This window comes from Streptomyces sp. NPDC096079, assembly GCF_040303145.1.
In the GTDB taxonomy this organism is placed as follows: Bacteria; Actinomycetota; Actinomycetes; order Streptomycetales; family Streptomycetaceae; genus Streptomyces.
This window is the reverse complement of sequence record NZ_JBEOST010000001.1, coordinates 293,397-315,007: the sequence shown is the minus strand read 5'-3', so window position 1 is coordinate 315,007 and position 21,611 is coordinate 293,397. Positions and strand designations below refer to the sequence as shown.

23 protein-coding genes are annotated in these 21,611 nt (G+C 72.6%); 13 read left to right on the top strand and 10 right to left on the bottom strand.

Annotated elements, in window-relative coordinates:
- Nucleotides 1-140 precede the first annotated feature (140 nt).
- Nucleotides 141-353 carry an acyl-CoA carboxylase epsilon subunit gene (locus ABTY59_RS01460; RefSeq protein ID WP_352016866.1) on the bottom strand — a complete coding sequence of 71 codons (213 nt, stop codon included), beginning with the start codon at nt 351-353 and terminating at the stop codon, nt 141-143.
- Nucleotides 354-379: 26 nt separating this feature from the next.
- A complete protein-coding gene (locus tag ABTY59_RS01455; RefSeq protein ID WP_352016865.1) occupies nt 380-1,972 on the bottom strand; it encodes an acyl-CoA carboxylase subunit beta in 1,593 nt (530 codons plus the stop codon).
- Between the two features lie 134 nt (nt 1,973-2,106).
- Between ABTY59_RS01455 and ABTY59_RS01450 the strand changes: the two genes are divergently transcribed.
- The 5 genes from ABTY59_RS01450 to hutH all read left to right on the top strand — a co-directional run bounded on the left by ABTY59_RS01450 (nt 2,107) and on the right by hutH (nt 8,164).
- Nucleotides 2,107-2,952 carry a biotin--[acetyl-CoA-carboxylase] ligase gene (locus ABTY59_RS01450; RefSeq protein ID WP_352016864.1) on the top strand — a complete coding sequence of 282 codons (846 nt, stop codon included), beginning with the start codon at nt 2,107-2,109 and terminating at the stop codon, nt 2,950-2,952.
- A gap of 161 nt (nt 2,953-3,113) precedes the next feature.
- Entirely contained in the window at nt 3,114-4,262 is a 1,149-nt protein-coding gene (locus ABTY59_RS01445) for an adenylate/guanylate cyclase domain-containing protein (RefSeq protein ID WP_352016863.1), read from the top strand.
- Between the two features lie 62 nt (nt 4,263-4,324).
- The gene (locus ABTY59_RS01440) at nt 4,325-5,113 is read left to right on the top strand and encodes an enoyl-CoA hydratase/isomerase family protein (RefSeq protein WP_041130938.1); all 789 of its coding nucleotides are present in this window, start codon (nt 4,325-4,327) and stop codon (nt 5,111-5,113) included.
- Between the two features lie 87 nt (nt 5,114-5,200).
- Nucleotides 5,201-6,478 (top strand): GGDEF domain-containing protein, encoded by a 1,278-nt coding sequence (locus ABTY59_RS01435; RefSeq protein ID WP_352016862.1) that lies wholly within the window; start codon nt 5,201-5,203, stop codon nt 6,476-6,478.
- Nucleotides 6,479-6,622: 144 nt separating this feature from the next.
- On the top strand, nt 6,623-8,164 hold the full coding sequence (hutH, locus tag ABTY59_RS01430; RefSeq protein WP_352017297.1) for a histidine ammonia-lyase: 1,542 nt from the start codon (nt 6,623-6,625) through the stop codon (nt 8,162-8,164).
- A gap of 71 nt (nt 8,165-8,235) precedes the next feature.
- On the opposite strand, the gene ABTY59_RS01425 is transcribed toward hutH, so the two are convergent.
- Nucleotides 8,236-8,505, bottom strand: coding sequence for an LPXTG cell wall anchor domain-containing protein (locus ABTY59_RS01425; RefSeq protein WP_352016861.1), 270 nt, complete (start codon nt 8,503-8,505; stop codon nt 8,236-8,238).
- Between the two features lie 111 nt (nt 8,506-8,616).
- Here ABTY59_RS01425 and ABTY59_RS01420 point away from each other — a divergent pair, with 111 nt between their 5' ends.
- Nucleotides 8,617-8,955 carry a hypothetical protein gene (locus tag ABTY59_RS01420; protein ID WP_352016860.1) on the top strand — a complete coding sequence of 113 codons (339 nt, stop codon included), beginning with the start codon at nt 8,617-8,619 and terminating at the stop codon, nt 8,953-8,955.
- 182 nt (nt 8,956-9,137) lie between these two features.
- Nucleotides 9,138-10,406, top strand: coding sequence for a L,D-transpeptidase (locus ABTY59_RS01415; protein ID WP_352016859.1), 1,269 nt, complete (start codon nt 9,138-9,140; stop codon nt 10,404-10,406).
- A 52-nt stretch (nt 10,407-10,458) separates the two neighbouring features.
- Here ABTY59_RS01415 and ABTY59_RS01410 read toward each other — a convergent pair whose 3' ends face one another.
- The gene (locus tag ABTY59_RS01410; protein WP_352016858.1) at nt 10,459-11,325 is read right to left on the bottom strand and encodes a helix-turn-helix domain-containing protein; all 867 of its coding nucleotides are present in this window, start codon (nt 11,323-11,325) and stop codon (nt 10,459-10,461) included.
- Nucleotides 11,326-11,453: 128 nt separating this feature from the next.
- Here ABTY59_RS01410 and ABTY59_RS01405 point away from each other — a divergent pair, with 128 nt between their 5' ends.
- Together ABTY59_RS01405 and ABTY59_RS01400 are read left to right on the top strand one after the other, a co-directional pair.
- The gene (locus tag ABTY59_RS01405) at nt 11,454-12,506 is read left to right on the top strand and encodes an NAD(P)-dependent alcohol dehydrogenase (RefSeq protein WP_352016857.1); all 1,053 of its coding nucleotides are present in this window, start codon (nt 11,454-11,456) and stop codon (nt 12,504-12,506) included.
- 71 nt (nt 12,507-12,577) lie between these two features.
- Nucleotides 12,578-12,925, top strand: coding sequence for a DUF1330 domain-containing protein (locus ABTY59_RS01400; RefSeq protein ID WP_352016856.1), 348 nt, complete (start codon nt 12,578-12,580; stop codon nt 12,923-12,925).
- 4 nt (nt 12,926-12,929) lie between these two features.
- Here the strand turns inward: ABTY59_RS01400 and msrA are convergent, their stop codons facing one another.
- Nucleotides 12,930-13,592 carry a peptide-methionine (S)-S-oxide reductase MsrA gene (gene msrA, locus ABTY59_RS01395; RefSeq protein ID WP_352016855.1) on the bottom strand — a complete coding sequence of 221 codons (663 nt, stop codon included), beginning with the start codon at nt 13,590-13,592 and terminating at the stop codon, nt 12,930-12,932.
- 83 nt (nt 13,593-13,675) lie between these two features.
- Nucleotides 13,676-14,785 carry a hypothetical protein gene (locus ABTY59_RS01390; protein WP_352016854.1) on the bottom strand — a complete coding sequence of 370 codons (1,110 nt, stop codon included), beginning with the start codon at nt 14,783-14,785 and terminating at the stop codon, nt 13,676-13,678.
- A 72-nt stretch (nt 14,786-14,857) separates the two neighbouring features.
- Between ABTY59_RS01390 and ABTY59_RS01385 the strand changes: the two genes are divergently transcribed.
- Nucleotides 14,858-16,012, top strand: a complete 1,155-nt coding sequence (locus ABTY59_RS01385) for a cystathionine gamma-synthase (protein WP_352016853.1) — start codon at nt 14,858-14,860, stop codon at nt 16,010-16,012.
- Nucleotides 16,013-16,046: 34 nt separating this feature from the next.
- On the opposite strand, the gene ABTY59_RS01380 is transcribed toward ABTY59_RS01385, so the two are convergent.
- The 3 genes from ABTY59_RS01380 to ABTY59_RS01370 all read right to left on the bottom strand — a co-directional run bounded on the left by ABTY59_RS01380 (nt 16,047) and on the right by ABTY59_RS01370 (nt 17,410).
- The gene (locus tag ABTY59_RS01380) at nt 16,047-16,298 is read right to left on the bottom strand and encodes a hypothetical protein (protein ID WP_352016852.1); all 252 of its coding nucleotides are present in this window, start codon (nt 16,296-16,298) and stop codon (nt 16,047-16,049) included.
- 82 nt (nt 16,299-16,380) lie between these two features.
- Nucleotides 16,381-16,851: a sigma factor-like helix-turn-helix DNA-binding protein gene (locus ABTY59_RS01375; protein ID WP_352016851.1), complete on the bottom strand. Its 471-nt coding sequence runs from the start codon at nt 16,849-16,851 to the stop codon at nt 16,381-16,383.
- A 31-nt stretch (nt 16,852-16,882) separates the two neighbouring features.
- The gene (locus ABTY59_RS01370; RefSeq protein WP_352016850.1) at nt 16,883-17,410 is read right to left on the bottom strand and encodes a MarR family winged helix-turn-helix transcriptional regulator; all 528 of its coding nucleotides are present in this window, start codon (nt 17,408-17,410) and stop codon (nt 16,883-16,885) included.
- Between the two features lie 149 nt (nt 17,411-17,559).
- Here ABTY59_RS01370 and ilvA point away from each other — a divergent pair, with 149 nt between their 5' ends.
- Nucleotides 17,560-18,789 (top strand): threonine ammonia-lyase, encoded by a 1,230-nt coding sequence (gene ilvA / locus ABTY59_RS01365; RefSeq protein ID WP_352016849.1) that lies wholly within the window; start codon nt 17,560-17,562, stop codon nt 18,787-18,789.
- Nucleotides 18,790-18,883: 94 nt separating this feature from the next.
- On the opposite strand, the gene ABTY59_RS01360 is transcribed toward ilvA, so the two are convergent.
- Complete coding sequence (locus ABTY59_RS01360; protein ID WP_352016848.1) at nt 18,884-19,414, bottom strand: helix-turn-helix domain-containing protein; 531 nt, start codon at nt 19,412-19,414, stop codon at nt 18,884-18,886.
- A 318-nt stretch (nt 19,415-19,732) separates the two neighbouring features.
- On the opposite strand from ABTY59_RS01360, the gene ABTY59_RS01355 reads away from it, so the two are divergent.
- Nucleotides 19,733-20,752 (top strand): ATP-binding cassette domain-containing protein, encoded by a 1,020-nt coding sequence (locus ABTY59_RS01355; RefSeq protein ID WP_352016847.1) that lies wholly within the window; start codon nt 19,733-19,735, stop codon nt 20,750-20,752.
- The gene (locus tag ABTY59_RS01350) at nt 20,749-21,603 is read left to right on the top strand and encodes an ABC transporter permease (RefSeq protein ID WP_352016846.1); all 855 of its coding nucleotides are present in this window, start codon (nt 20,749-20,751) and stop codon (nt 21,601-21,603) included. Before ABTY59_RS01355 ends, ABTY59_RS01350 begins: the two co-directional genes overlap by 4 nt.
- Nucleotides 21,604-21,611 lie beyond the last annotated feature (8 nt).

Below are 21,611 nucleotides of genomic sequence, written 5' to 3'. Positions count from 1 at the left end.
CCTTCCTCCGCCGTACGCGACCGGTGCCTTCCTCCGCCGTACGCGACCGGTGCCCTCCCCGCCGTACGCGACCGGCGCCCGGGCACGCGAAAGGCCGGACCCCCCGCACACGGGGTCCGGCCTCTCTCACGCCGCGACGACTACACGGGCCAGTACGACCGCGCCCAGGACCGCGGGCCCGGCCGGTGCCGCACCGAGCGCGCGATGCGGGACGGGTCCGACCACCCCTCCGGCACCACCGGGCCGCCCGCACCGGCGGACGCCGCCGCCGTGGCCGCGGCCCGGGCTTGGACCACCGCCAGTGCGGCGGCCAACTCCTCCGGAGTCGGGTTGCCTCGTACGACCTTGATCATGTCGGCTCCTTGAGGGTCGGGACGGGCTAGAGCGGGATGTTGCCGTGCTTCTTCGGAGGCAGGGATTCCCGCTTCGTCCGCAGCTGACGCAGGCCCTTCACGATCTGCGGGCGCGTGTCCGACGGCAGGACCACACCGTCGATGTAACCGCGCTCGGCCGCGATGTACGGGTTGAGCAGCGCGTCCTCGTACTCCTGCATGAGCCGCGCCCGCTCCGTCTCCTGGTCCTCCGCCTCGGCGATCGTCCGCCGGTGCAGGATGTTCACCGCGCCCTGCGCGCCCATGACCGCGATCTGCGCCGTCGGCCACGCCAGGTTCAGGTCGGCGCCCAGGTGCTTGGAGCCCATGACGTCGTACGCGCCGCCGAACGCCTTCCGCGTGATGACGGTGATCAGCGGGACCGTCGCCTCCGCGTACGCGTAGATCAGCTTCGCGCCGCGCCGGATGATGCCGCCGTACTCCTGGTCGACGCCGGGCAGGAAGCCCGGCACGTCCACGAAGGTGAGCACCGGGATGTTGAAGGCGTCACAGGTGCGCACGAACCGCGCGGCCTTCTCCGACGCGTCGATGTCCAGGCAGCCCGCGAACTGCATCGGCTGGTTCGCGACGACACCCACGGGGAAGCCCTCGACCCGGCCGAAGCCGGTCAGGATGTTCGGCGCGAACAGCGCCTGCGTCTCCAGGAACTCGCCGTCGTCCAGGACGTGCTCGATGACCTTGTGCATGTCGTACGGCTGGTTCGCCGAGTCCGGGATCAGCGCGTCCAGCTCGCGGTCCTCGTCCGTCACCTCGGTGTCCGCGACCTCCGGGAAGGCCGGCGGCTCCGAGAGATTGTTCGAAGGAAGGTACGAGAGCAGGGACTTGACGTACTCGATCGCGTCCTTCTCGTCGCCCGCCATGTGGTGCGCCACGCCCGAGGTCGCGTTGTGCGTGCGGGCGCCGCCCAGCTCCTCGAAGCCCACGTCCTCGCCGGTGACGGTCTTGATGACGTCGGGACCGGTGATGAACATGTGCGAGGTCTGGTCCACCATCACCGTGAAGTCGGTGATCGCGGGCGAGTACACCGCACCGCCCGCGCAGGGACCCACGACCAGCGAGATCTGGGGGATGACGCCCGACGCGTGCGTGTTCCGCCGGAAGATCTCGCCGTACATGCCGAGCGCGCTCACCCCCTCCTGGATGCGGGCGCCGCCGGAGTCGTTGATGCCGATGACGGGGCAGCCCGTCTTCAGCGCGAAGTCCATCACCTTGATGATCTTCTGGCCGTACGTCTCGCCCAGCGCGCCGCCGAAGACGGTGAAGTCCTGCGAGAACACGGCGACCGGACGCCCGTCCACCGTGCCGTAGCCGGTGACGACACCGTCGCCGTACGGCCGGTTCTTCTCCAGCCCGAAGTTCGTCGAGCGGTGGCGCGCCAGCTCGTCCAGCTCCACGAACGAGCCCTCGTCCAGGAGCAGGGCGATCCGCTCCCGCGCGGTCAGCTTGCCCTTCGCGTGCTGCTTCTCCACGGCCCGCTCCGAGCCGGCGTGCGTGGCCTCGTCGATACGGCGCCTGAGGTCCGCGATCTTGCCCGCGGTCGTGTGAATGTCGATCTCGTACTGCTCTGCCGGCTCGGACATCGGGATGCGGCTCCCTGCCTGGTCACGGGGGGTTCGTTGACTACGAATGGGCTACTGCTGGCCTACTGACCCGTAGCGTATCGACGCCGATACGGTTCGGCACTGCGGTCTTTGCCACACCTAGTCTGGCTTGCATGACGTCCTCTCAAGGCTCCGGCGGACCCTGGTCCGACCTCGACCGGCCTCCGCTGAACGCCGCCGCGCTGCGCCGTGCGCTCGTCCTCCCCGACGGACTCTGGACCTCGCTCGACGTGGTCACCACCACCGGCTCCACCAACAGCGACCTCGCCGCCCGGGCCGACGAACTGCCCGAAGGCGCCGTGCTCGTCGCCGAGGAGCAGACCACGGGCCGCGGGCGGCTCGACCGCACCTGGACCGCGCCCGCGCGCTCCGGCCTCTTCCTCTCCGTGCTCCTCAAGCCGGACGTGCCCGTCCACCGCTGGGGCTGGCTGCCGCTGCTCACCGGTGTCGCCGCCGCCACCGGCCTCGCGAAGGCCGCCGGCGTCGACACCTCCCTCAAGTGGCCCAACGACGTACTGGTTTCCGTCGCGGGCGAGGAACGCAAGACCGGCGGCATCCTCGCCGAGCGGGCCGGAGAGGACGGCATCGTCGTCGGCCTCGGCATCAACGTCACCCTCCGCGAGGACGAGCTGCCCGTCCCGGCGGCCGGCTCCCTGCTCCTCGCCGGTGCCGTCTCCACCGACCGCGACACCCTCCTGCGGGCCGTCCTGCGCTCCCTCGCCCAGTGGTACGGCGACTGGACGCGTGCCGACGGCGACCCGGCCGCCTCCGGCCTCCAGGCGGCCTACGCGGCCGGCTGCGCCACCCTCGGCCGCCGCGTCCGCGCCGAGCTGCCCGGTGAGCGCATGCTGGAAGGAGAGGCCGTGGCCCTCGACGGCGACGGCCGCCTGGTCGTCGCCACGGAGGGCGGCGGAACGGAAGCGGTCGGAGCGGGCGACATCGTCCACCTCAGGACCTGACCCGGTGCCGCGCCCTCCGGGCCGTTCACCCGGAGGGCCCGCACGGGCGGCCGCCGATCGCGCGTGAGCCAGCACACACCTGTCGTATCGTGGAGCGCGATCCACGGCGACAGATCGGCAGGACAAGTGGGCAGCGGCAGGGAACGGGCAGGAGGCGGCCGGTGACCGTCGACGACGCGAACGCGGGCGACGGCGCCGAGCCGGCCGGACCGCCGACGTACCCCACCCCCCACCACGAGGTCGACCACACGGCCGAACCCAGCCACGACCCCCTCGCCATCCGCCTCGAACAGCTCATCCTCGGGGCCGACCGCCGCTACACCCCCTTCCAGGCCGCGCGCACCGCCGGCGTCTCCATGGAGCTCGCCTCCCGCTTCTGGCGCGCCATGGGCTTCGCCGACATCGGCCAGGCCAAGGCGCTCACCGAGGCCGACGTCCTCGCCCTGCGGCGGCTCGCCGGCCTCGTCGAGGCCGGGCTGCTCAGCGAGCCCATGGCCGTGCAGGTCGCCCGGTCCACCGGACAGACCACCGCGCGCCTCGCCGAGTGGCAGATCGACTCCTTCCTGGAGGGCCTCACCGAGCCGCCCGAGCCCGGCATGACCCGCACCGAGGTCACGTACCCGCTGGTCGAGCTGCTCCTGCCCGAGCTGGAGGAGTTCCTGATCTACGTGTGGCGCCGGCAGCTCGCCGCCGCCACCGGCCGGGTCGTCCAGGCCGCCGACGACGAGGAGATGGTCGACCGGCGGCTCGCCGTGGGCTTCGCGGACCTCGTCGGCTTCACCCGGCTGACCCGCCGCCTGGAGGAGGAGGAGCTCGGCGAGCTCGTCGAGGCCTTCGAGACCACCTGCGCCGACCTGGTCGCCGCGCACGGCGGCCGGCTCATCAAGACCCTCGGCGACGAGGTCCTGTACTGCGCCGACGACGCCGGCACGGCCGCCGAGATCGCGCTCCGGCTCATCGAGACCCTGAGCCACGACGAGACGATGCCCGCGCTGCGCGTCGGCATCGCCTTCGGCACCGTCACGACCCGGATGGGCGATGTCTTCGGCACCACCGTGAACCTCGCCAGCCGGCTGACCTCGATAGCCCCGAAGGACGCCGTCCTCGTCGACGGCGCGCTCGCGGAGGAGCTGACCAGGACGCGGGAGGCGCCCGCCTCGGAGGCGGCGGCGGCCGAGGAGGCGGCCCGTGCGGAGAAGGAGGGCCGCGCGGCCGACACGTACCGCTTCGCGCTCCAGCCGATGTGGCAGCGCCCGGTCCGCGGGCTCGGAGTCGTCGAACCCTGGCTCCTGAGCCGCCGCCCGTCCTAGGATCTCCCGGTGAACGCCTGTTAACAGCCGTTAACAGGCCTGAACCGGGAGGGTGTGCGGTCATGTCCGAGCAGCGCTTTGGTGAGTTCGTGGTGGTCCGGAAGGACGGTCACGTCGCGGAGCTGGTCCTCGACCGGCCCAAGGCCATGAACGCCGTCTCCTCCGAGATGGCCCGCTCCATCGGGGCCGCCTGCGACGCCCTCGCCGCCGACCCCGAGGTCCGCGTCACCGTCCTGACCTCCTCGAACGACCGCGCCTTCTGCGTCGGCGCCGACCTGAAGGAGCGCAACTCCTTCACCGACGCCGAGCTCGTCCGCCAGCGCCCGACCGCCCGCGCCTGCTACACGGGCGTCCTGGAGCTGCCCATGCCGACCGTCGCCGCCGTGCACGGCTTCGCCCTCGGCGGCGGCTTCGAGCTCGCGCTCGCCTGCGACGTCATCGTGGCCGACGCGACCGCCGTCGTCGGCCTCCCCGAGGTCTCCGTGGGCGTCATCCCCGGCGGCGGCGGTACGCAGCTGCTGCCGCGCCGGGTGGGCGCGGCGCGCGCCGCCGAGCTGGTCTTCACGGCCCGCCGGGTGGAGGCCGCCGAGGCCCGTGAGCTCGGGCTCGTCGACCTCCTGGAGGAGGACGCGCGCACGGCGGCCCTGGAGCTCGCCGGCCGGATCGCGGCGAACTCGCCGGTGGGCCTGCGCGCCGCGAAGAAGGCGATGCGGCTCGGTCAGGGCCTGGACCTGCGCGCCGGCCTGGAGGTCGAGGACGCGGCCTGGCGTTCGGTGGCCTTCTCGGGCGACCGGGCGGAGGGCGTCGCGGCCTTCAACGAGAAGCGGAAGCCGAACTGGCCCGGAGAGTGATCTCCGATTACTCCCGATTTGCACGATATGTGACTTACGGTGACGTCTCCGAGGGGAAAACGGATCAAACCTCCCTAAGCTGGAGGAATGGGTGAGGATGTGCGGCTGCGGGCCGTGGTGGCGCTGGCACAGGGGATCGCGGCGGCGCACACTCCGCGTGAGTTCTGGCGGGCGGCGGCGCTCGGCGCCTGCGAGGGGCTCGACGGGAGCTTCGCCGCCCTGTCGGTCTGGCAGCGGGACCACGGCCGGCTCAAGGTCCTGGTGAACGCCGGGGACCGGGCCGTCGGCGAGGAGGAGTTCCCGGACTCGGAGACGTATCCGGTGCACCAGTTCCCCGAGATCACCGAGTTCCTGCACGAGCAGTGGGCGGGCGGCGGGAAGCCGGATGCCTGGGTCGAGACGGTCGACGACCCCGTCCCGACCGGCCGGGTGGCCGGCCTGCGGCGGCGGGGGCGCGGCTGCTGCGTGGTCGCCCCGATCGTGCTGCACGGGCGCGCGTGGGGTGAGCTGTACGTGGCCCGGCCACCAGGGGAGAAACCTTTCACCCGTGCGGACGCCGACTTCGCGACCGTTCTGGCGGCCGTCGTCGCCGCCGGCATCGCCCAGGCCGAGCGGCTTGAGGAGGTCCGCAAGCTGGCCTTCACCGACCCCCTGACCGGCCTGGCCAACCGCCGGGCCGTCGACACCCGCCTCGACGAGGCCATCGAGCGCTACCGGGTGGACGGCTCCGTGGTGAGCCTCCTGGTCTGCGACCTGAACGGCCTCAAGCGCGTCAACGACACCCACGGCCACGCCGTCGGCGACCGTCTCCTCGAACGCTTCGGCTCGGTGCTCTCCCGCTGCGGCGCCATGCTCCCCGGGGCGCTGGCGGCCCGCCTGGGCGGCGACGAGTTCTGCCTGCTCACCGTCGGCCCGACGGCGGACGAGGTCGTCGCGGTGGCCGAGGAGCTGTGCGTGCGGGCGGCGGAGCTGGAGCTCGGCGAGGGCGTGGCCTGCGGGGTGGCGTCCACCGGCGACCCCATCGGCCCGCTCAGGTCGGCCCGGCGCCTCTTCCGGCTCGCCGACGCCGCCCAGTACCAGGCCAAGGCCGACCGCTCGTCGAAGCCCGTCGTCGCGGGCCGCGACGGCACGGTCATCCGCCTCGCCGACGCCCCTCCGGGCGCCCGCGACCGCCGCCGCTTCCGCGACGCACCGCCGACGGGCCCGCTGACCCGGGACCCCGCGCCACCGGCCCCCGCGGAGGCGAACCCCCCACCTCCGGGCCCCGCGCCGGACGCGAGCGCGCCGCCTGTGGGTCCCCCGTCGGCGCACCCCTTCCCGACGGGCCCTCCGCCGGGGGACCCTCCGGTGGACGATTCCCGGTAGGCGGTGCCGTCGGGGTGGGTGGCGGGCGCAGACGGGGGGTCGTCGACGAGGGTTGGCCCCGTAAGGGTCCGTCCCCTGGAGGGGCGGTGACGAAGTCGACTAGTGACATGTAGGTCTTCAGTCCGTAGGGTGCTGAATATGGATATGCAGACAGTCGTCCTCGGCACGTCCGGCACGACCCCGCAGGACGTCATCGACGTCGCCCGCCACGGCGCCCGCGTCGAGCTGTCGACCGAGGCCGTGCACGCCCTCGCCGCCGCCCGGAACATCGTCGACGCGCTCGCCGCCAAGCCCGAGCCCGTCTACGGGGTCTCCACCGGCTTCGGCGCGCTCGCCACCCGGCACATCGGCCACGAGCTCCGCGCCCAGCTCCAGCGCAACATCGTCCGCTCGCACGCCGCCGGCATGGGCCCGCGCGTCGAGCGCGAGGTCGTGCGCGCCCTGATGTTCCTCCGGCTGAAGACCGTCGCCTCCGGGCACACCGGCGTCCGCCCCGAGGTCGCCCAGACCATGGCCGACGTCCTCAACGCCGGCATCACCCCGGTCGTCCACGAGTACGGTTCCCTCGGCTGCTCCGGCGACCTCGCCCCGCTCTCCCACTGCGCCCTCGCGCTCATGGGCGAGGGTGACGCCGAAGGCCCCGACGGCGAGGTCAGGCCCGCCGGCGAGCTGCTCGCCGCCGCCGGCATCGCGCCCGTCGAGCTCAAGGAGAAGGAGGGCCTCGCCCTCCTCAACGGCACCGACGGCATGCTCGGCATGCTGGTCATGGCCCTCGCCGACCTCGACACCCTCTACAAGTCGGCCGACATCACCGCCGCGCTCTCCCTCGAAGCCCTCCTCGGCACCGAGAAGGTCCTCGAACCCGAGCTGCACGCCATCCGCCCGCACCCCGGCCAGGCCGCCTCCGCCGCCAACATGCTGGCCGTGCTCAAGGGCTCCGGCCTCACCGGCCACGCCCAGGCCGGCGAGGCCCCCCGCGTCCAGGACGCCTACTCGGTGCGCTGCGCCCCGCAGGTCGCCGGCGCGGGCCGCGACACCCTGGCCCACGCCCGGCTGGTCGCCGAGCGCGAACTGGCCGCCGCCGTCGACAACCCGGTCGTGCTGCCCGACGGCCGCGTCGCCTCCAACGGCAACTTCCACGGCGCCCCCGTCGCGTACGTCCTCGACTTCCTCGCGATCGCCGCCGCCGACCTCGGCTCCATCGCCGAGCGCCGCACCGACCGGCTCCTCGACAAGAACCGCTCGCACGGCCTCCCGCCGTTCCTCGCGGACGACGCCGGCGTCGACTCGGGCCTGATGATCGCCCAGTACACCCAGGCCGCCCTGGTCAGCGAGATGAAGCGGCTCGCCGTCCCGGCCTCCGCCGACTCCATCCCGTCCTCCGCGATGCAGGAGGACCACGTCTCCATGGGCTGGTCCGCCGCACGCAAGCTGCGCACCGCGGTCGGCAACCTCAACCGGATCATCGCGGTCGAGCTGTACGCCGCCACCCGCGGCATCGAGCTCCGCGCGGGCCTGACCCCGGCGCCCGCCTCGCAGGCCGCCATCGAGGCCCTGCGCGCGGCCGGCGTCGAGGGCCCGGGCCCGGACCGCTTCCTCGCCCCCGACCTGGCCGCCGCCGACGCGTTCGTGCGCGCGGGCGCGCTGGTCGCGGCGGTGGAGCCGGTCACCGGTCCGCTGGCGTAACGACGCGCCGTACGCGCACGGAAAGGGCTGCCCCGGCATCCGGGGCGGCCCTTCCCGCGTCCGTACGGAGGTCAGAAGGCGCGGCCCCGGCGGCGCATCGCCAGCGCCACGAAACCCGCCCCGACACCGAGGAAACCCGTCCCGCTGAGGAGGTACGCCGTGGTGTCCCGGCCCCCGGTCCCGGGCAGGCGGCCGTCGTCCGTCAGGGGCCCGTCCCGGGTCACCCCGATCCTCGTCCCGCCGTCCTGGTCGATGGCGTTCGCGGACGGCACGAACCACAGGGCGCACAGCAGCGTCCCGGCGGCGGCGGCGGTCAGCAGTGGGCGTCGGGCGGCGGACACGGAAATTTCGATCCCCCTTGCGGAAACCGCGAATTGGTCGGTGCGCCGATGCTACGGAACACAGCGGGTCGCGGGAAAGCCGAGGGCCCCCGGCCCCCTACGCTCCGACCCATGAGCACATCTGAGAGCACCCGTTACGTCCGCCTTCGCGTCGATGTCGTCCTGGAGATCGACGGACCCGCCGAACTGACCGAGGCCGCCGAGGCCCGGATCGACGGAGACGAGTTCATGCCCGAGGAGGAGCGGGTGCACGCGCGCGAGGCCGCGCGCGAGGACAGCGCCGAGGCGCTCGCCTACCTCGTCGAGCCCTTCGACCTGATCCGGGACGTCCCCGGGATCGAGATGGTCCAGGCCTCCTGGAGCAGCGAGGAGATCGATTACGACCCCGATGCGCTGGAGTGGGACCTCGGCGAGGAAGATGGTGCCGAGGAAGACGACGACCAGCCGTAAGGCGGGCCCCGCACGGTCGTACGGGCCCCGGGACGCCGTCCCGGGGCCCGTACGCGGCTCCGGGAACCGGATGCCCCGCACACGCGTGTGGATCAGTGGTGTTCCCCACAAACCCTCCGGTCACGGAACCGGACGGGGTGTCATGGGCGTTCATAGAAGATGTTGGCAGGGAACCGGCGACGATGGAGAAGCGTGTGATGACGGTCGGCAAGCGCCGCAGGAGCCTGGCGGCCGCGGCCGCGGTGCTCGGTGGCGTACTCGTGCTCTCGGCGTGCAACGACGGGGACAAGGGCGGCAGCGCCTCCGGTTCCGCGACGCCGCAGTCACAGGCCCAGGTCGACGAGGCGGCCGCGCAGAAGACCTCCAAGGCGCAGATCACCATCTCGCCGAAGAACGGCGCGCAGAACGCCTCCATCAACAACGACGCCAAGGTCACCGTGGCCGAGGGCAAGCTCACCCAGGTCACCATGACCTCGGCCGAGGGCGCTGCGGTCAAGGGCGAGATAGCGGCCGACGGGCTGAGCTGGAAGCCCAGCGAGCAGCTCGAGCGCGCCACGGTCTACAAGATCGCCGCCACGGCCACCGACGCGGAGGGCCTGGAGGCCCACGAGAACGCCTCGTTCACCACCGTCTCGAAGGCCAACAGCTTCATCGGCAACTTCACGCCGGAGGACGGCTCGACCGTCGGCGTCGGCATGCCGGTCTCGATCAACTTCAACAAGGAGATCACCGACCGGAAGGCCGTCCAGGGCGGCGTCACGGTCACCTCCAGCTCGGGCCAGGAGGTCGTCGGGCACTGGTTCAACTCGACCCGCCTCGACTTCCGCCCCGACGCGTACTGGACCGAGGGCTCGACCGTCACCCTGAAGCTGGACCTCGACGGCGTCGAGGGCGCCGACGGCGTCTTCGGCGTGCAGCAGAAGACCGTCAAGTTCACGATCGGCCGCAACCAGGTCTCCACCGTCGACGTCGCCACCAAGACCATGACGGTCCAGCAGGACGGCAAGACGATCAAGACCATCCCGATCTCCGCCGGCTCCCCGGACAACACCACCTACAACGGTCAGATGGTGATCTCCGAGAAGTTCAAGGAGACCCGGATGAACGGCGCCACCGTCGGCTTCACCGACGACGACGGCAAGGGCGAGTACGACATCAAGGACGTGCCGCACGCCATGCGCCTGTCCACCTCCGGCACCTTCATCCACGGCAACTACTGGGGCGCGCGGTCGATCTTCGGCAGCGTGAACACCAGCCACGGCTGCGTCGGCCTCGCCGACGTCAAGGGCGCCGGCGACCCGAACCAGACGGCGGCCTGGCTCTTCGACCACTCGCTCATCGGCGACGTCGTGATCGTCAAGAACTCCAACGACAAGACGATCAAGCCGGACAACGGCCTCAACGGCTGGAACATGAGCTGGTCGGAGTGGAAGGCCGGCTCGGCCGTCTGATCCACGGACGTGCACCGAGGGGCCCCTCCCGCGCCGGGAGGGGCCCCTCGTGTCACTTCCGTACGTCCACGGACTCGTCCACGCCCCACTGGGCGAGCAGCCGCAGCGCGTCCGCCGAGGGCGTCCCCGGCTCCGCGTGGTACGTCACGAGCATCAGATCGGGATCGTCCCCGGCCACCTTCAGGGACTCGTACGACAGGGTCATCTCGCCCACCAGCGGATGCCGCAGCCGCTTCTGCCCGTGCCCCTTGTCGGTCACCGTGTGCGCCGCCCACAGGGAGCGGAACTCCTCGCTGCGCACCGACAGCTCGCCCACGAGCGCGAGCAGCTGCTGATCGTCCGGGTAGCAGCCCGCGTACAGCCGCAGCACGCTCACGACCTCGGTCGCCTTGCACTCCCAGTCGACGTAGAGATCGCGCGCGTTCGCATCGAGGAAGATCATCCGGGCCATGTTCCGGTCGCCCGGCTCCCAGGCGGCGAAGTCGCCCATCAGCGCCCTCGCCATCCGGTTCCAGCCCAGGATGTCGCCCCGGCGGCCCAGCAGGAAGGCAGGCGTCCCGTCCATCGCGTCCAGGAGGTGCTGGAGGCCCGGCCGCACCCGCTGCGGACGCGCGATCGCCGCCCGCTGCCGCTTCTTCACCGTCGGCTTCGCCAGATGCGTCAGATGGGCCCGCTCCGCCTCGCTGAGCCGCAGCGCCCGCGCGATCGAGTCGAGGACCTCCATGGACACGTTGCGCCCGTTGCCCTGTTCGAGCCGGGTGTAGTACGCCACGGACACCCCGGCCAGCTGCGCCAGCTCCTCGCGGCGCAGCCCCGGCACCCGCCGGTGCCGCCCGAACTCCGGCAGGCCCACGTCCTGGGGCTTCAGCCGGGCCCTCCGGGAGCGCAGGAATTCACTGAGTTCGGCACTGAGGTCCATACCGCCCCATTATCGCCGCCGGGCCGCGCGGACGGACGGACGTTCCTGACCCTGCCAGTGGTAGGCACGCCGGTCGTAGGCAGAGCAGGTGGCTGGGTGGCTCCGCCGCACTCCGGCAGCCTGGTGGCATGACCACGAACGCGACCACCGTCCCCGCGTACGCCGCCCCCGCCGCCCACGCCCCGCTGGAGCGCACCACCGTGCCGCGCCGGGCCGTCGGCGAGCACGACGTCCTCATCGAGATCAAGTACGCCGGAATCTGCCACTCCGACATCCACCAGGCCACCGACGGCTGGGGCGAGGGCATCTTCCCGATGGTCCCCGGCCACGAGATCGCCGGAATCGTCGCCGAGACCGGTCCCGGTGTCACGAGGTTCCGGGTCGGCGACCGGGTCGGCGTCGGCTGCTTCGTCGACTCCTGCCGCACCTGCGAGTACTGCCGGCGCGGCCTGGAGCAGTACTGCGTGAACGGCATGACCGGCACGTACAACGCGCGCGACAAGAACGGCGAGCCGACCTACGGCGGCTACTCCACCCACATCGTCGTCGACGAGAACTACACCCTGCGCATCCCCGAGGGCATCGGCCTCGACGAGGCCGCCCCGCTGCTCTGCGCCGGCATCACCCTCTACTCTCCGCTCGCCCACTGGCAGGCGGGCCCCGGCAAGAAGGTCGCGATCGTCGGCCTCGGCGGCCTCGGCCACATGGGCGTCAAGATCGCCCACGCCCTGGGCGCCGAGGTGACGGTCCTCAGCCAGTCGCTGCGCAAGCGGGAGGACGGCCTGAAGCTCGGCGCCGACCACTTCCACGCGACCTCCGACCCGGAGACCTTCAGCACGCTCGCCGGCTCCTTCGACCTGGTGATCTCCACCGTCTCGGCGCCGCTCGACTTCGACGCCTATCTGAGCCTGGTCAAGACGGACGGCGCCCTGGTGAACGTCGGCGCCCCCGAGGAGCCCGTCAAGGTCGGCCTCTTCTCCCTCATCGGCGGCCGCAAGACCCTGGCCGGCTCGATGATCGGCGGCATCGCCGAGACCCAGGAGATGCTCGACTTCTGCGCCGCGCACGGCCTGGGCGCCGAGATCGAGCTGATCCGCGCGGACCAGATCAACGAGGCGTACGAGCGGGTCGTGAAGAGCGACGTCCGCTACCGCTTCGTCATCGACACGTCGACGATCTGACCGTCACGGCGACCGGGGCATGACGTCCGGGGTAATCGACCCCGTACGGCATGCCCCGGCACGCTTGACCCATGACCGCTTACGCCATCGGAAACCTGCACCCGAAGCCCGTCCTCGACGAGGAGGTCTTCTCGTACATGGAGCGCATCCAGGACACCCTGGACCCCTTCGGGGGGCGCTTCCTCGTCCACGGCGCCCCGGCCCGCGAGGTCCGTGAGGGCACCTGGCCCGGCGCCGTGGTGATCATCGGCTTCCCGTCGTACGAGAAGGCCCGCGCCTGGTACGACTCCGAGCCCTACCAGGCGCTGATCCCCCTCCGCACCCGGCACATGGCCGGCGACGTCCTCCTGGTCGAGGGCACCCCCGAGGGCTACGACCCCCGCGCGACGGCGGCGTCGCTGCGCGCCGCGCGGGGCTGAGGCCCTACTCGGCGCCGGCCACGCCGATCGGGCAGGAGACGCCCGTGCCGCCGATGCCGCAGTAGCCCGCGGGGTTCTTGTCGAGGTACTGCTGGTGGTACGGCTCCGCCGGGTAGAACGGGCGGGTCCCGTCGGCCGGCAGGACGTGGGTGGTGATCTCGCCGTAGCCGGAGCCCGCCAGGACCTTCTGATAGGCCTCGCGGGACGCCTCGGCCGCCGTGGCCTGGGCGGGGGAGTGGGTGTAGACCGCCGAGCGGTACTGGGTGCCCACGTCATTGCCCTGGCGGAAGCCCTGCGTCGGGTCGTGGGACTCCCAGAACAGCTTCAGGAGCGACTCGTACGAGACCTTCGCCGGGTCGAAGACGACGCGGACGACCTCGGTGTGCCCGGTCAGGCCGGAGCAGACCTCCTCGTACGCCGGGTTCGGGGTGTGGCCGCCCTGGTAGCCCACCAGGGTCGTCCAGACGCCCTCGGTCTGCCAGAACTTGCGCTCGGCCCCCCAGAAACAGCCCAGTGCGAAGTCGGCGACCTCCAGGCCCTCCGGGTAGGGGCCGAGGAGCGGGTTGCCGAGGACGGTGTGGCGCTCGGGCACGGAGAACTCCGGCTCGGAACGGCCGGGAAGGGCCTGCTCGGGAGTGGGGAGGACGGGGGTGCGGGACAGGAACATGCTGCATCTCTCCTCGACGGTCGGCGACAGGCACAACGCGGCGGGGCCGGGAGGGATTCCCGGCCCCGCCACCCCCGTCGTGGTCAGCGCGGCAGGGTCGCCGGGTTGCCGCCGTTCGCCTCGTAGCCCGCGACCGCCAGGTTCCGGAAGACCGTGTACTCCGCCGCCGGGTCGCCGCTCAGCGTCCACGGGACCGCGCCCACGTGGCCGTCGACCCGGACCAGCTGGTGCATGGCCTCCGCCCAGCGCTCGGAGCGGACCAGGAACCAGACGAGCAGATGGCGCACGTGCGCGAGCATCGGGTCGTCGGCACGGGCCGAGTGGACCGCGTACAGAGCGCCGTCCACCGCCTTCGACACCACCGCCGTACGCCAGAAGTCCTGCACCAGGACCACGTCCGGCACGTGCTCGAAGACCGCGAACAGCGGCAGCGCGGCGAGCAGCGAACCCCGCGGGGCGCGGGCCGCCGCCGTCGTCGCGAAGTGGTCGGCCTCCTCGCGGGAACCGTGCCACTTCTCGCACCAGTAGTGCAGCGCCGCCAGATGCGCCCCCATGTGCTCCGGAGCGCGGTCGATCACCTTCGCCCACACCTGGTCGAACTCCTCGTGGCCGTAGCCGAGTCCGCGCGCCACGGCGAGCCGCGTGATGTACGGGACCGGGTCGCCGGGGGCGAGCAGCGCCGCCTCCTCGGTGACCTTCAGCGCCTCCTCCAGGATGATCCGGAAGTCGTCCGTGCCCGTCGCCGAGGACCGCCAGGCCTGCTGCACCAGGAACTCGGCGTGCACGGCCGCGCCGCCCGCGTCCTTCGGCGCCTCCGCCCGCCAGGTCCGCAGCCACGCCCCGCCGACCCCGGGACGCTCCTGGAGCTCCAGGGAGGCCGCGCCGGCGAAGGCCTGGACGCGCTGCCAGCGCACCTCGCCGTCCGCCCCGGTCGCGGCGAGCAGCCGCGAGGCCGGCTTCCAGTCCTGGGTGGCCTGCACGACGTCGAGGACGTGCAGGAGCTCCTCGTCCGCGCCCGGCAGCCGGACGTCCTGGTCCTCCTGCCGTACGAAGCCGTACGCCTCCGGGTCCGCCGCGTCCGGCGCCCCCGGCGCGGCCAGCCGGATCCCGCCGCCGCCCCGGCGGCGCAGCACATAGGGACCGAGGACGCCGAACAGCAGGCCGAGCGCGATCAGGAACCAGAGAATCTCCATGTGTCCATTGTCCAGGACACCCGGTGAGACGAACTCAGCGGCGGGCGGCGCGCGGCACTACGCTCCTGACCCATGAGCGACCAGCACTCCCACCAGAGCTTCGAGACCCGCGCGATCCACGCGGGCAACACCGCCGACCCGCTGACCGGCGCGGTCGTCCCGCCCATCTACCAGGTGTCCACCTACAAGCAGGACGGCGTGGGCGGGCTGCGCGGCGGTTACGAGTACAGCCGCAGCGCCAACCCGACCCGTACCGCCCTTGAGGAGAACCTCGCGGCGCTGGAGGGCGGCCGTCGCGGACTCGCCTTCGCCTCGGGCCTCGCCGCCGAGGACTGCCTGCTGCGCACGCTCCTCGTGCCCGGCGACCACGTGGTCATCCCGAACGACGCCTACGGCGGCACCTTCCGGCTCTTCGCCAAGGTGGTGCAGCGCTGGGGCGTGGACTTCTCCGTCGCGAACACCTCCGACATCGAGTCGGTGCGCGGCGCGGTCAACGACCGTACGAAGCTGATCTGGGTCGAGACCCCCTCGAACCCGCTCCTCGGCATCACCGACATCGAGGCCGTCGCCGGCGTCGCCCGCCAGGCCGGCGTGAAGCTCGTCGTCGACAACACCTTCGCCTCGCCCTACCTCCAGCAGCCGCTGGCGCTCGGCGCGGACGTCGTCGTGCACTCGCTCACCAAGTACATGGGCGGCCACTCGGACGTCGTCGGCGGCGCCCTGGTGACCGCGGACGAGGCGCTCGGCGAGGAACTCGCCTACCACCAGAACGCGATGGGCGCGGTCGCCGGTCCCTTCGACTCGTGGATCGTGCTGCGCGGCATCAAGACCCTCGCCGTGCGCATGGACCGCCACAGCGAGAACGCGACGAAGATCGCCGAGATGCTCACCCAGCACCCGAAGGTCACCCAGGTCCTCTACCCGGGTCTTCCGGAGCACCCGGGGCACGAGATCGCGGCCAAGCAGATGCGCTCCTTCGGCGGCATGATCTCCTTCCGCGTGCAGGGCGGCGAGGACGCGGCCGTCGAGGTCTGCAACCGTGCGCAGCTCTTCACCCTCGGCGAGTCCCTGGGCGGCGTCGAGTCCCTCATCGAGCACCCGGGCCGGATGACCCACGCCTCGGTCGCGGGCTCCGCCCTGGAGGTCCCCGCCGACCTGGTCCGCATCTCGGTGGGCATCGAGAACGTCGACGACCTGCTCGCCGACCTCCGTCAGGCGCTGGGCTAGACGGTCCCCTGGTGGCGGCCGGGTCCTCCGGCCGTCACCAGCCGTCGAACGGCGGGGTCGTCTCCGCCGGCGGGACCTCCCACGGACGCGCCACCGACGCCCACACCACGAAGGCGAGCACGGCGACCGCGCCCAGGGCCCACAGCACCCGCCGCACCCGGCGGGCGTGCCGGAGCAGCCGGGTCCCGCGCTCGGCCGCCCGCAGCGCCAGGTCGCCGGGAACGGGCGGGTGCGGGGTGTCGAGCAGCCGCCGCACCGCCGCCTCCTTGTCCTCGTACCGGCTCACGCGGCGGCCCCCGGTCTGACGCCCCGGCCCGTCGCGGTCCGTCGTACGCCCCGTCCCGTCGCGGTCCGTCGTACGCCCCGGCTCACGCGGCGGCCCCGGTGGTGCCGCGGGCGGCGGCCCTCAGGGTGGCGACCGAGCGGGCGCACACGGCGCGCACCCGCGCCTCCGACAGGCCGAGCAGCGCCGCGACCTGCTCCTCCGCCACCCCCTCGTACAGCCGCAGGACGACGACGAGCCGTTCCTGCGGGGTGAGGACGGCGAGCACCCCTCCCTGGCCCGCGTGGTGCCGCCAGGCCGTACGGGCGAAGCGGGCGGCGAGGTCGCGCCGCGCGAGGTCGTACGGGTCCTCGTCGCGCAGCCGCTCCCACACCGCGTACGTGTGCGCGAGGGCGGCGGTCAGCAGGGCCTGCGCGTACGGGTTGCGGGCGCGGGTCTCGGCGGTGAGTAGCGTCGCGGCGTGCAGCAGCCGCCCGGCCGCCCCGGCCACGAACGCCTGGAACTCCCGGGTGCGGTGGGCCCGTTCGGCGCTCCGTCCGCGCTGCTGCTCTCGCACCTCCTCATCTGAGGACAGCGCGGGTGCGGGGTCAAGAGGTCTGCGCGGACTCCGGCCCGGTCCCGGTCGGCGCATGGCCCGCGTGCGCCGACTGCCGGGCGGACAGGGCGGTGTTGAAGCGGGTGAGCAGGGTGCAGAAGGACTCCCGCTCGTCCGGCGTCCAGCCGTCCGTGACCTCGGCCATCAGCTGACGGCGTGAGGAGCGGACCTCCTCCAGACGCGCGAGACCGCGCGGCGACAGCTGGAGGACGACGGCCCGCCCGTCCTCGGGGTGCGAGGTCCGCTTCACCAGGCCGGTGTCGACGAGCGGGGCGACCTGGCGGGTCACGGTGGAGGAGTCGATCCCCATGCCGGCGGCGAGCGCCTTCACGCCCATCGGGCCTTCCTGGTCCAGGCGGTTGAGGAGCAGGTAGGCCGCGCGGTCCATGGAGTTGCGCAGCTGGCCCGTGCCGCCCAGGCGCGTCTGCTCGGCGCGCCGGGCGAAGACGGCCACCTGGTGCTGGAGGGCATCGAGGAGACCGGGGTCGAGCGCAGTCGTCATGTCCTGAGAATTGGGCATGGCTGTGGGTCTCTCTCGTGCGGGGGTGGTCGGTCGGTGGGGGACAGAGTACGCGGACCTGCGGCGGTCCGTACCGGCGCTGCGCAAACCCGCCCGGCCACCTGCCCGCCGGGCGGCCACGGGGGCCGTGAGCTGCGAGACTTGCTGTCATGAGCTTCCGTACGCCACACCCCTTGCACCGGCTGATGCTCGACGATGTGCGCGGGGCGCAGAAGATGCTGGCCGGGGTGGCCAGGACGACGGCGATGGAGGGCAGCCGTCATCTGTCCTCGCTGGTGGGAGCCCCGGTCCACCTCAAGTGCGAGAACCTCCAGCGGACCGGTTCCTTCAAGCTCCGCGGGGCGTACGTCCGCATCTCCGGGCTGCGGCCCGAGGAGAAGGCGGCCGGTGTGGTCGCGGCCTCCGCCGGGAACCACGCGCAGGGCGTCGCGCTCGCCTCGAAACTGCTCGGGGTGCACGCGACCGTCTTCATGCCGGTCGGCGCCCCGCTGCCGAAGGTCGCGGCGACCCGCGACTACGGCGCGGACGTCCGGATGCACGGCCACGTCGTCGACGAGACGCTCGCGGCGGCGGAGGAGTACGCCCGCGAGACCGGCGCGGTCTTCATCCACCCCTTCGACCACCCCGACATCATCGCCGGGCAGGGCACGGTCGGCCTGGAGATCCTGGAGCAGTGCCCCGAGGTCCGCACGGTCCTCGTCGGCATCGGCGGCGGCGGGCTCGCGGCCGGCATCGGGCTCGCGGTGAAGTCGCTGCGCCCGGACGTGAAGGTCATCGGCGTCCAGGCGGAGGGTGCGGCCGCGTACCCGCCCTCGCTGGCCGCCGGGCACCCGGTGGTGATCGACTCGCCGGTGACGATGGCGGACGGGATCAAGGTCGGGCGTCCCGGGGACGTGCCGTTCGCCCTGATCCAGGAGTACGTGGACGAGGTCCGTACGGTCTCCGAGGACGCCCTCTCCTCGGCGCTGCTGCTCTGTCTGGAGCGGGCGAAGCTGGTGGTGGAACCGGCGGGCGCGAGCCCGGTGGCCGCCCTCCTCACCGACCCCGCGTCCTACCGGGGGCCGGTGGTGGCGGTCCTGTCCGGCGGGAACGTCGATCCGCTGCTGCTCCAGCGGATCCTGCGGCACGGCATGGCCGCGGGGGGCCGCTATCTCAGCCTGCGGCTGCGCGTCACGGACCGGCCGGGGGCGCTCGCGACGCTGCTGGCGGTCCTGACGGTGGTCGACGCGAACGTCCTGGACGTGAGCCACGTGCGGACCGATCCGCGTCTCGGTCTGACGGAGGCGGAGGTCGAGCTGCACCTGGAGACGAAGGGTCCCGAGCACTGCCGTGAGGTGGCGGACGCGCTGCGGGAGGCCGGGTACACGGTGCTGGGCTGAGGACCGCGCGTACGGCGATGGCCGGCCGCGGCGGGTCCGGTACGGGTCCGCGCGGCCTGCTCTCCCTGCCCCCCTGCTCGCGGCCCCCGGCGCTTCAGGCGCCCTTGCGGATCCGGGCCGCCCGGTTCAGCGCGGTCACCACGCCGCCGCCGACCAGGGCCCCCGCCGCGAGCAGGCCCAGGGGCCGGCCGAGGCCCGGCAGGCGGGACTCCCGCCGGGGGGCGGGAGCCGCGGGCGCGGCCGGCGGTGCCCCGTCCCGCGCCCGGTCGTGGGCCGCGGCGGCCGCGCGGGTGGCCGTCTCGTGGGCGAGCGAACGCTCCAGGCGGAGCAGCAGGGGGGCCGGGTCCGCCCCGGCGGCGGCGGCGAACTCCTCGACCGCGACCCGGGTCGGCAACTGCTTCTGGTTCAGGAACCGTTCCCACGAGGACCGGCTGTAGTGGGTGCGCTGTGCGAGCGTGCCGTAGCTCAGCTCGGTGGCGCCCTTGATACGGCGCATCTCGGCGGCCAGCTCGGCCCAGGGCGTCGTCGGCCGGCACCCGGCGCAGCCGGAGCACGGCGCCCCTTCGGCCTTCCCCCTCCCGCCCGTCCCGCCGACCTTGTCCGTGCCGTGTGCGCCGACAGCCATCTCGTGCTCCCCGTCATCGTCGTGCTCCCTGCCGGGACCCAGCTTCGGCCCCGGGACCAACAGCCCGCCAACAGCCCGCCAACGGCCGTCCCGGGACACCCCCGGGACACCCGGGACGGCTCCGGCTCCCCGCCGCGCCCACCATGCGACGGCCGGACCGGGGAGTTGCGCCGGCGCCTCGCGTCGCCGAAGGGCCGTACGGGACGGCGGACGTCCCCGTGTGAATCCGTGACCCAGGTCACGGATTCACCGGGCGCGAGGCGCTCCGCACTCCTAGGATCGGTAGGAAACGCCCGAATCTCCTTGGGAGAATCCAACATGCCAGGCGCGATATACGCCGAGGGTCTGGTGAAGACCTTCGGCGACGTACGAGCTCTGGACGGGGTCGACCTCGACGTGCCGGAGGGCACCGTCCTGGGGCTGCTCGGCCCGAACGGCGCGGGGAAGACGACCACCGTGCGCGTCCTGACGACCCTCATCAAGCCCGACAGCGGACGGGCCGTCGTCGCCGGGATCGACGTCCTCAGGCACCCCAACGAGGTCCGCCGCTCGATCGGTCTCTCCGGCCAGTTCGCGGCCGTCGACGAGTACCTCACGGGCCGCGAGAACCTCCAGATGGTCGGCCAGCTCTACCAGATGAGGGCGAAGGCCGCGAAGGCGCGCGCGGGTGAGCTGCTCGACCGCTTCCACCTCGCCGACGCCGCCGACCGGCCCGCCAAGACGTACTCCGGCGGCATGCGCCGCCGCCTCGACCTCGCGGCGGCCCTGGTCGTCTCCCCGCCGGTGATGTTCATGGACGAGCCGACCACGGGCCTCGACCCGCGCAACCGGCAGGAGCTCTGGGAGGTCATCAAGGAACTCGTCGCCGGCGGTACGACCCTGCTCCTGACCACGCAGTACCTGGAGGAGGCCGATCACCTCGCCCATGACATCTGCGTCGTCGACCACGGCAGGGTCATCGCCCGCGGCACCTCGGACCAGCTGAAGGCCCAGACCGGCGGCGAGCGCGTCGAGGTCGTGGTGCACGAGCCGGAGATGATCACCGAGGCCCGTGGGGTGCTCGCCCGCTACGGCGTCGCCGGGATCGGCAACGGCGAGGTGTCCGTCGAGCAGCACACCCGCAAGCTCACCGTCCCCGTCGCGGGCGGCGCCAAGCTGCTCGCCGAGGTCATCCGCGACCTGGACTCCGTCGGCGTGGAGATCGACGACATCGGCCTGCGCCGCCCGACCCTCGACGACGTCTTCATCTCCCTCACCGGCCACGCGGCCGAGCGGGACGAGGAGGAGTCCGCGCGGGCGGCCGAGGGCCGCAAGGGCCGGAAGGAGGCCGCGAAGTGACCACCACCCTGGAAGCCGGCGACCGGCTGAACGTCCCGCGTCCACGCGGGGGGATCGCCCAGTCCGTCGGCGACTCGCTCGTGATCGCCCGCCGCAACCTGATCAGGATGTCGCGGATCCCGGAGATGATCATCTTCGGGCTGATCCAGCCGATCATGTTCGTGGTGCTGTTCAGCTATGTCTTCGGCGGCTCGATGGAGATCGGCGACTCCACCTCGCCGACGGTCTACCGCGAGTTCCTGATGGCCGGCATCTTCGCCCAGACCGTCACCTTCGCCACCGCCGGAGCGGGCGCGGGCATCGCCGACGACATGCACAAGGGGCTGATCGACCGCTTCCGCTCCCTGCCCATGGCCCGCGGCGCGGTCCTCACCGGCCGGACGCTCGCCGACCTGGTCCAGACGACACTCACCCTCGTCGTCCTGGCGATCGTCGCCCTGCTCGTCGGCTGGCGCATCCACGAGGGCGTCCCGAAGGCGCTCGGCGCCTTCGCCCTCCTGCTCCTCCTCGGCTACGCCTTCTCCTGGATCGGCGCGCTGATCGGCCTCTCCGTCCGCACCCCCGAGGCGGCGACCTCGGGCGGGCTGATCTGGCTCTTCCCCGTCACGTTCATCTCTAACGCGTTCGTGGACTCCAGCAACCTGCCCTCCTGGCTGCAGCCCATCGCCGAGTGGAACCCCTTCAGCGCGACCGTCCAGGCCTGCCGCGTCCTGTTCGGCAACCCCGGCGTCTCCACCTCCGACGCCTGGCCGATGCAGCACCCGGTGTGGGCCTCGCTCCTCTGGTCGATCCTGATCATCGTGGTCTTCCGGACGCTCTCGGTCCGCAAGTACCGCTCGGCGACGGCCTGAGGGGACGC

Excerpts from the sequence above, each read along its gene's own strand:
- ABTY59_RS01460 (WP_352016866.1), bottom strand. The coding sequence starts at position 353 with ATGATCAAGGTCGTACGAGGCAACCCGACTCCGGAGGAGTTGGCCGCC.
- ABTY59_RS01455 (WP_352016865.1), bottom strand. The coding sequence starts at position 1,972 with ATGTCCGAGCCGGCAGAGCAGTACGAGATCGACATTCACACGACCGCG.
- ABTY59_RS01450 (WP_352016864.1), top strand. The coding sequence starts at position 2,107 with ATGACGTCCTCTCAAGGCTCCGGCGGACCCTGGTCCGACCTCGACCGG.
- ABTY59_RS01440 (WP_041130938.1), top strand. The coding sequence starts at position 4,325 with ATGTCCGAGCAGCGCTTTGGTGAGTTCGTGGTGGTCCGGAAGGACGGT.
- ABTY59_RS01435 (WP_352016862.1), top strand. The coding sequence starts at position 5,201 with ATGGGTGAGGATGTGCGGCTGCGGGCCGTGGTGGCGCTGGCACAGGGG.
- hutH (WP_352017297.1), top strand. The coding sequence starts at position 6,623 with ATGCAGACAGTCGTCCTCGGCACGTCCGGCACGACCCCGCAGGACGTC.
- ABTY59_RS01420 (WP_352016860.1), top strand. The coding sequence starts at position 8,617 with ATGAGCACATCTGAGAGCACCCGTTACGTCCGCCTTCGCGTCGATGTC.
- ABTY59_RS01415 (WP_352016859.1), top strand. The coding sequence starts at position 9,138 with ATGGAGAAGCGTGTGATGACGGTCGGCAAGCGCCGCAGGAGCCTGGCG.
- ABTY59_RS01410 (WP_352016858.1), bottom strand. The coding sequence starts at position 11,325 with ATGGACCTCAGTGCCGAACTCAGTGAATTCCTGCGCTCCCGGAGGGCC.
- ABTY59_RS01405 (WP_352016857.1), top strand. The coding sequence starts at position 11,454 with ATGACCACGAACGCGACCACCGTCCCCGCGTACGCCGCCCCCGCCGCC.
- ABTY59_RS01400 (WP_352016856.1), top strand. The coding sequence starts at position 12,578 with ATGACCGCTTACGCCATCGGAAACCTGCACCCGAAGCCCGTCCTCGAC.
- msrA (WP_352016855.1), bottom strand. The coding sequence starts at position 13,592 with ATGTTCCTGTCCCGCACCCCCGTCCTCCCCACTCCCGAGCAGGCCCTT.
- ABTY59_RS01390 (WP_352016854.1), bottom strand. The coding sequence starts at position 14,785 with ATGGAGATTCTCTGGTTCCTGATCGCGCTCGGCCTGCTGTTCGGCGTC.
- ABTY59_RS01385 (WP_352016853.1), top strand. The coding sequence starts at position 14,858 with ATGAGCGACCAGCACTCCCACCAGAGCTTCGAGACCCGCGCGATCCAC.
- ABTY59_RS01370 (WP_352016850.1), bottom strand. The coding sequence starts at position 17,410 with ATGCCCAATTCTCAGGACATGACGACTGCGCTCGACCCCGGTCTCCTC.
- ilvA (WP_352016849.1), top strand. The coding sequence starts at position 17,560 with ATGAGCTTCCGTACGCCACACCCCTTGCACCGGCTGATGCTCGACGAT.
- ABTY59_RS01360 (WP_352016848.1), bottom strand. The coding sequence starts at position 19,414 with ATGGCTGTCGGCGCACACGGCACGGACAAGGTCGGCGGGACGGGCGGG.
- ABTY59_RS01355 (WP_352016847.1), top strand. The coding sequence starts at position 19,733 with ATGCCAGGCGCGATATACGCCGAGGGTCTGGTGAAGACCTTCGGCGAC.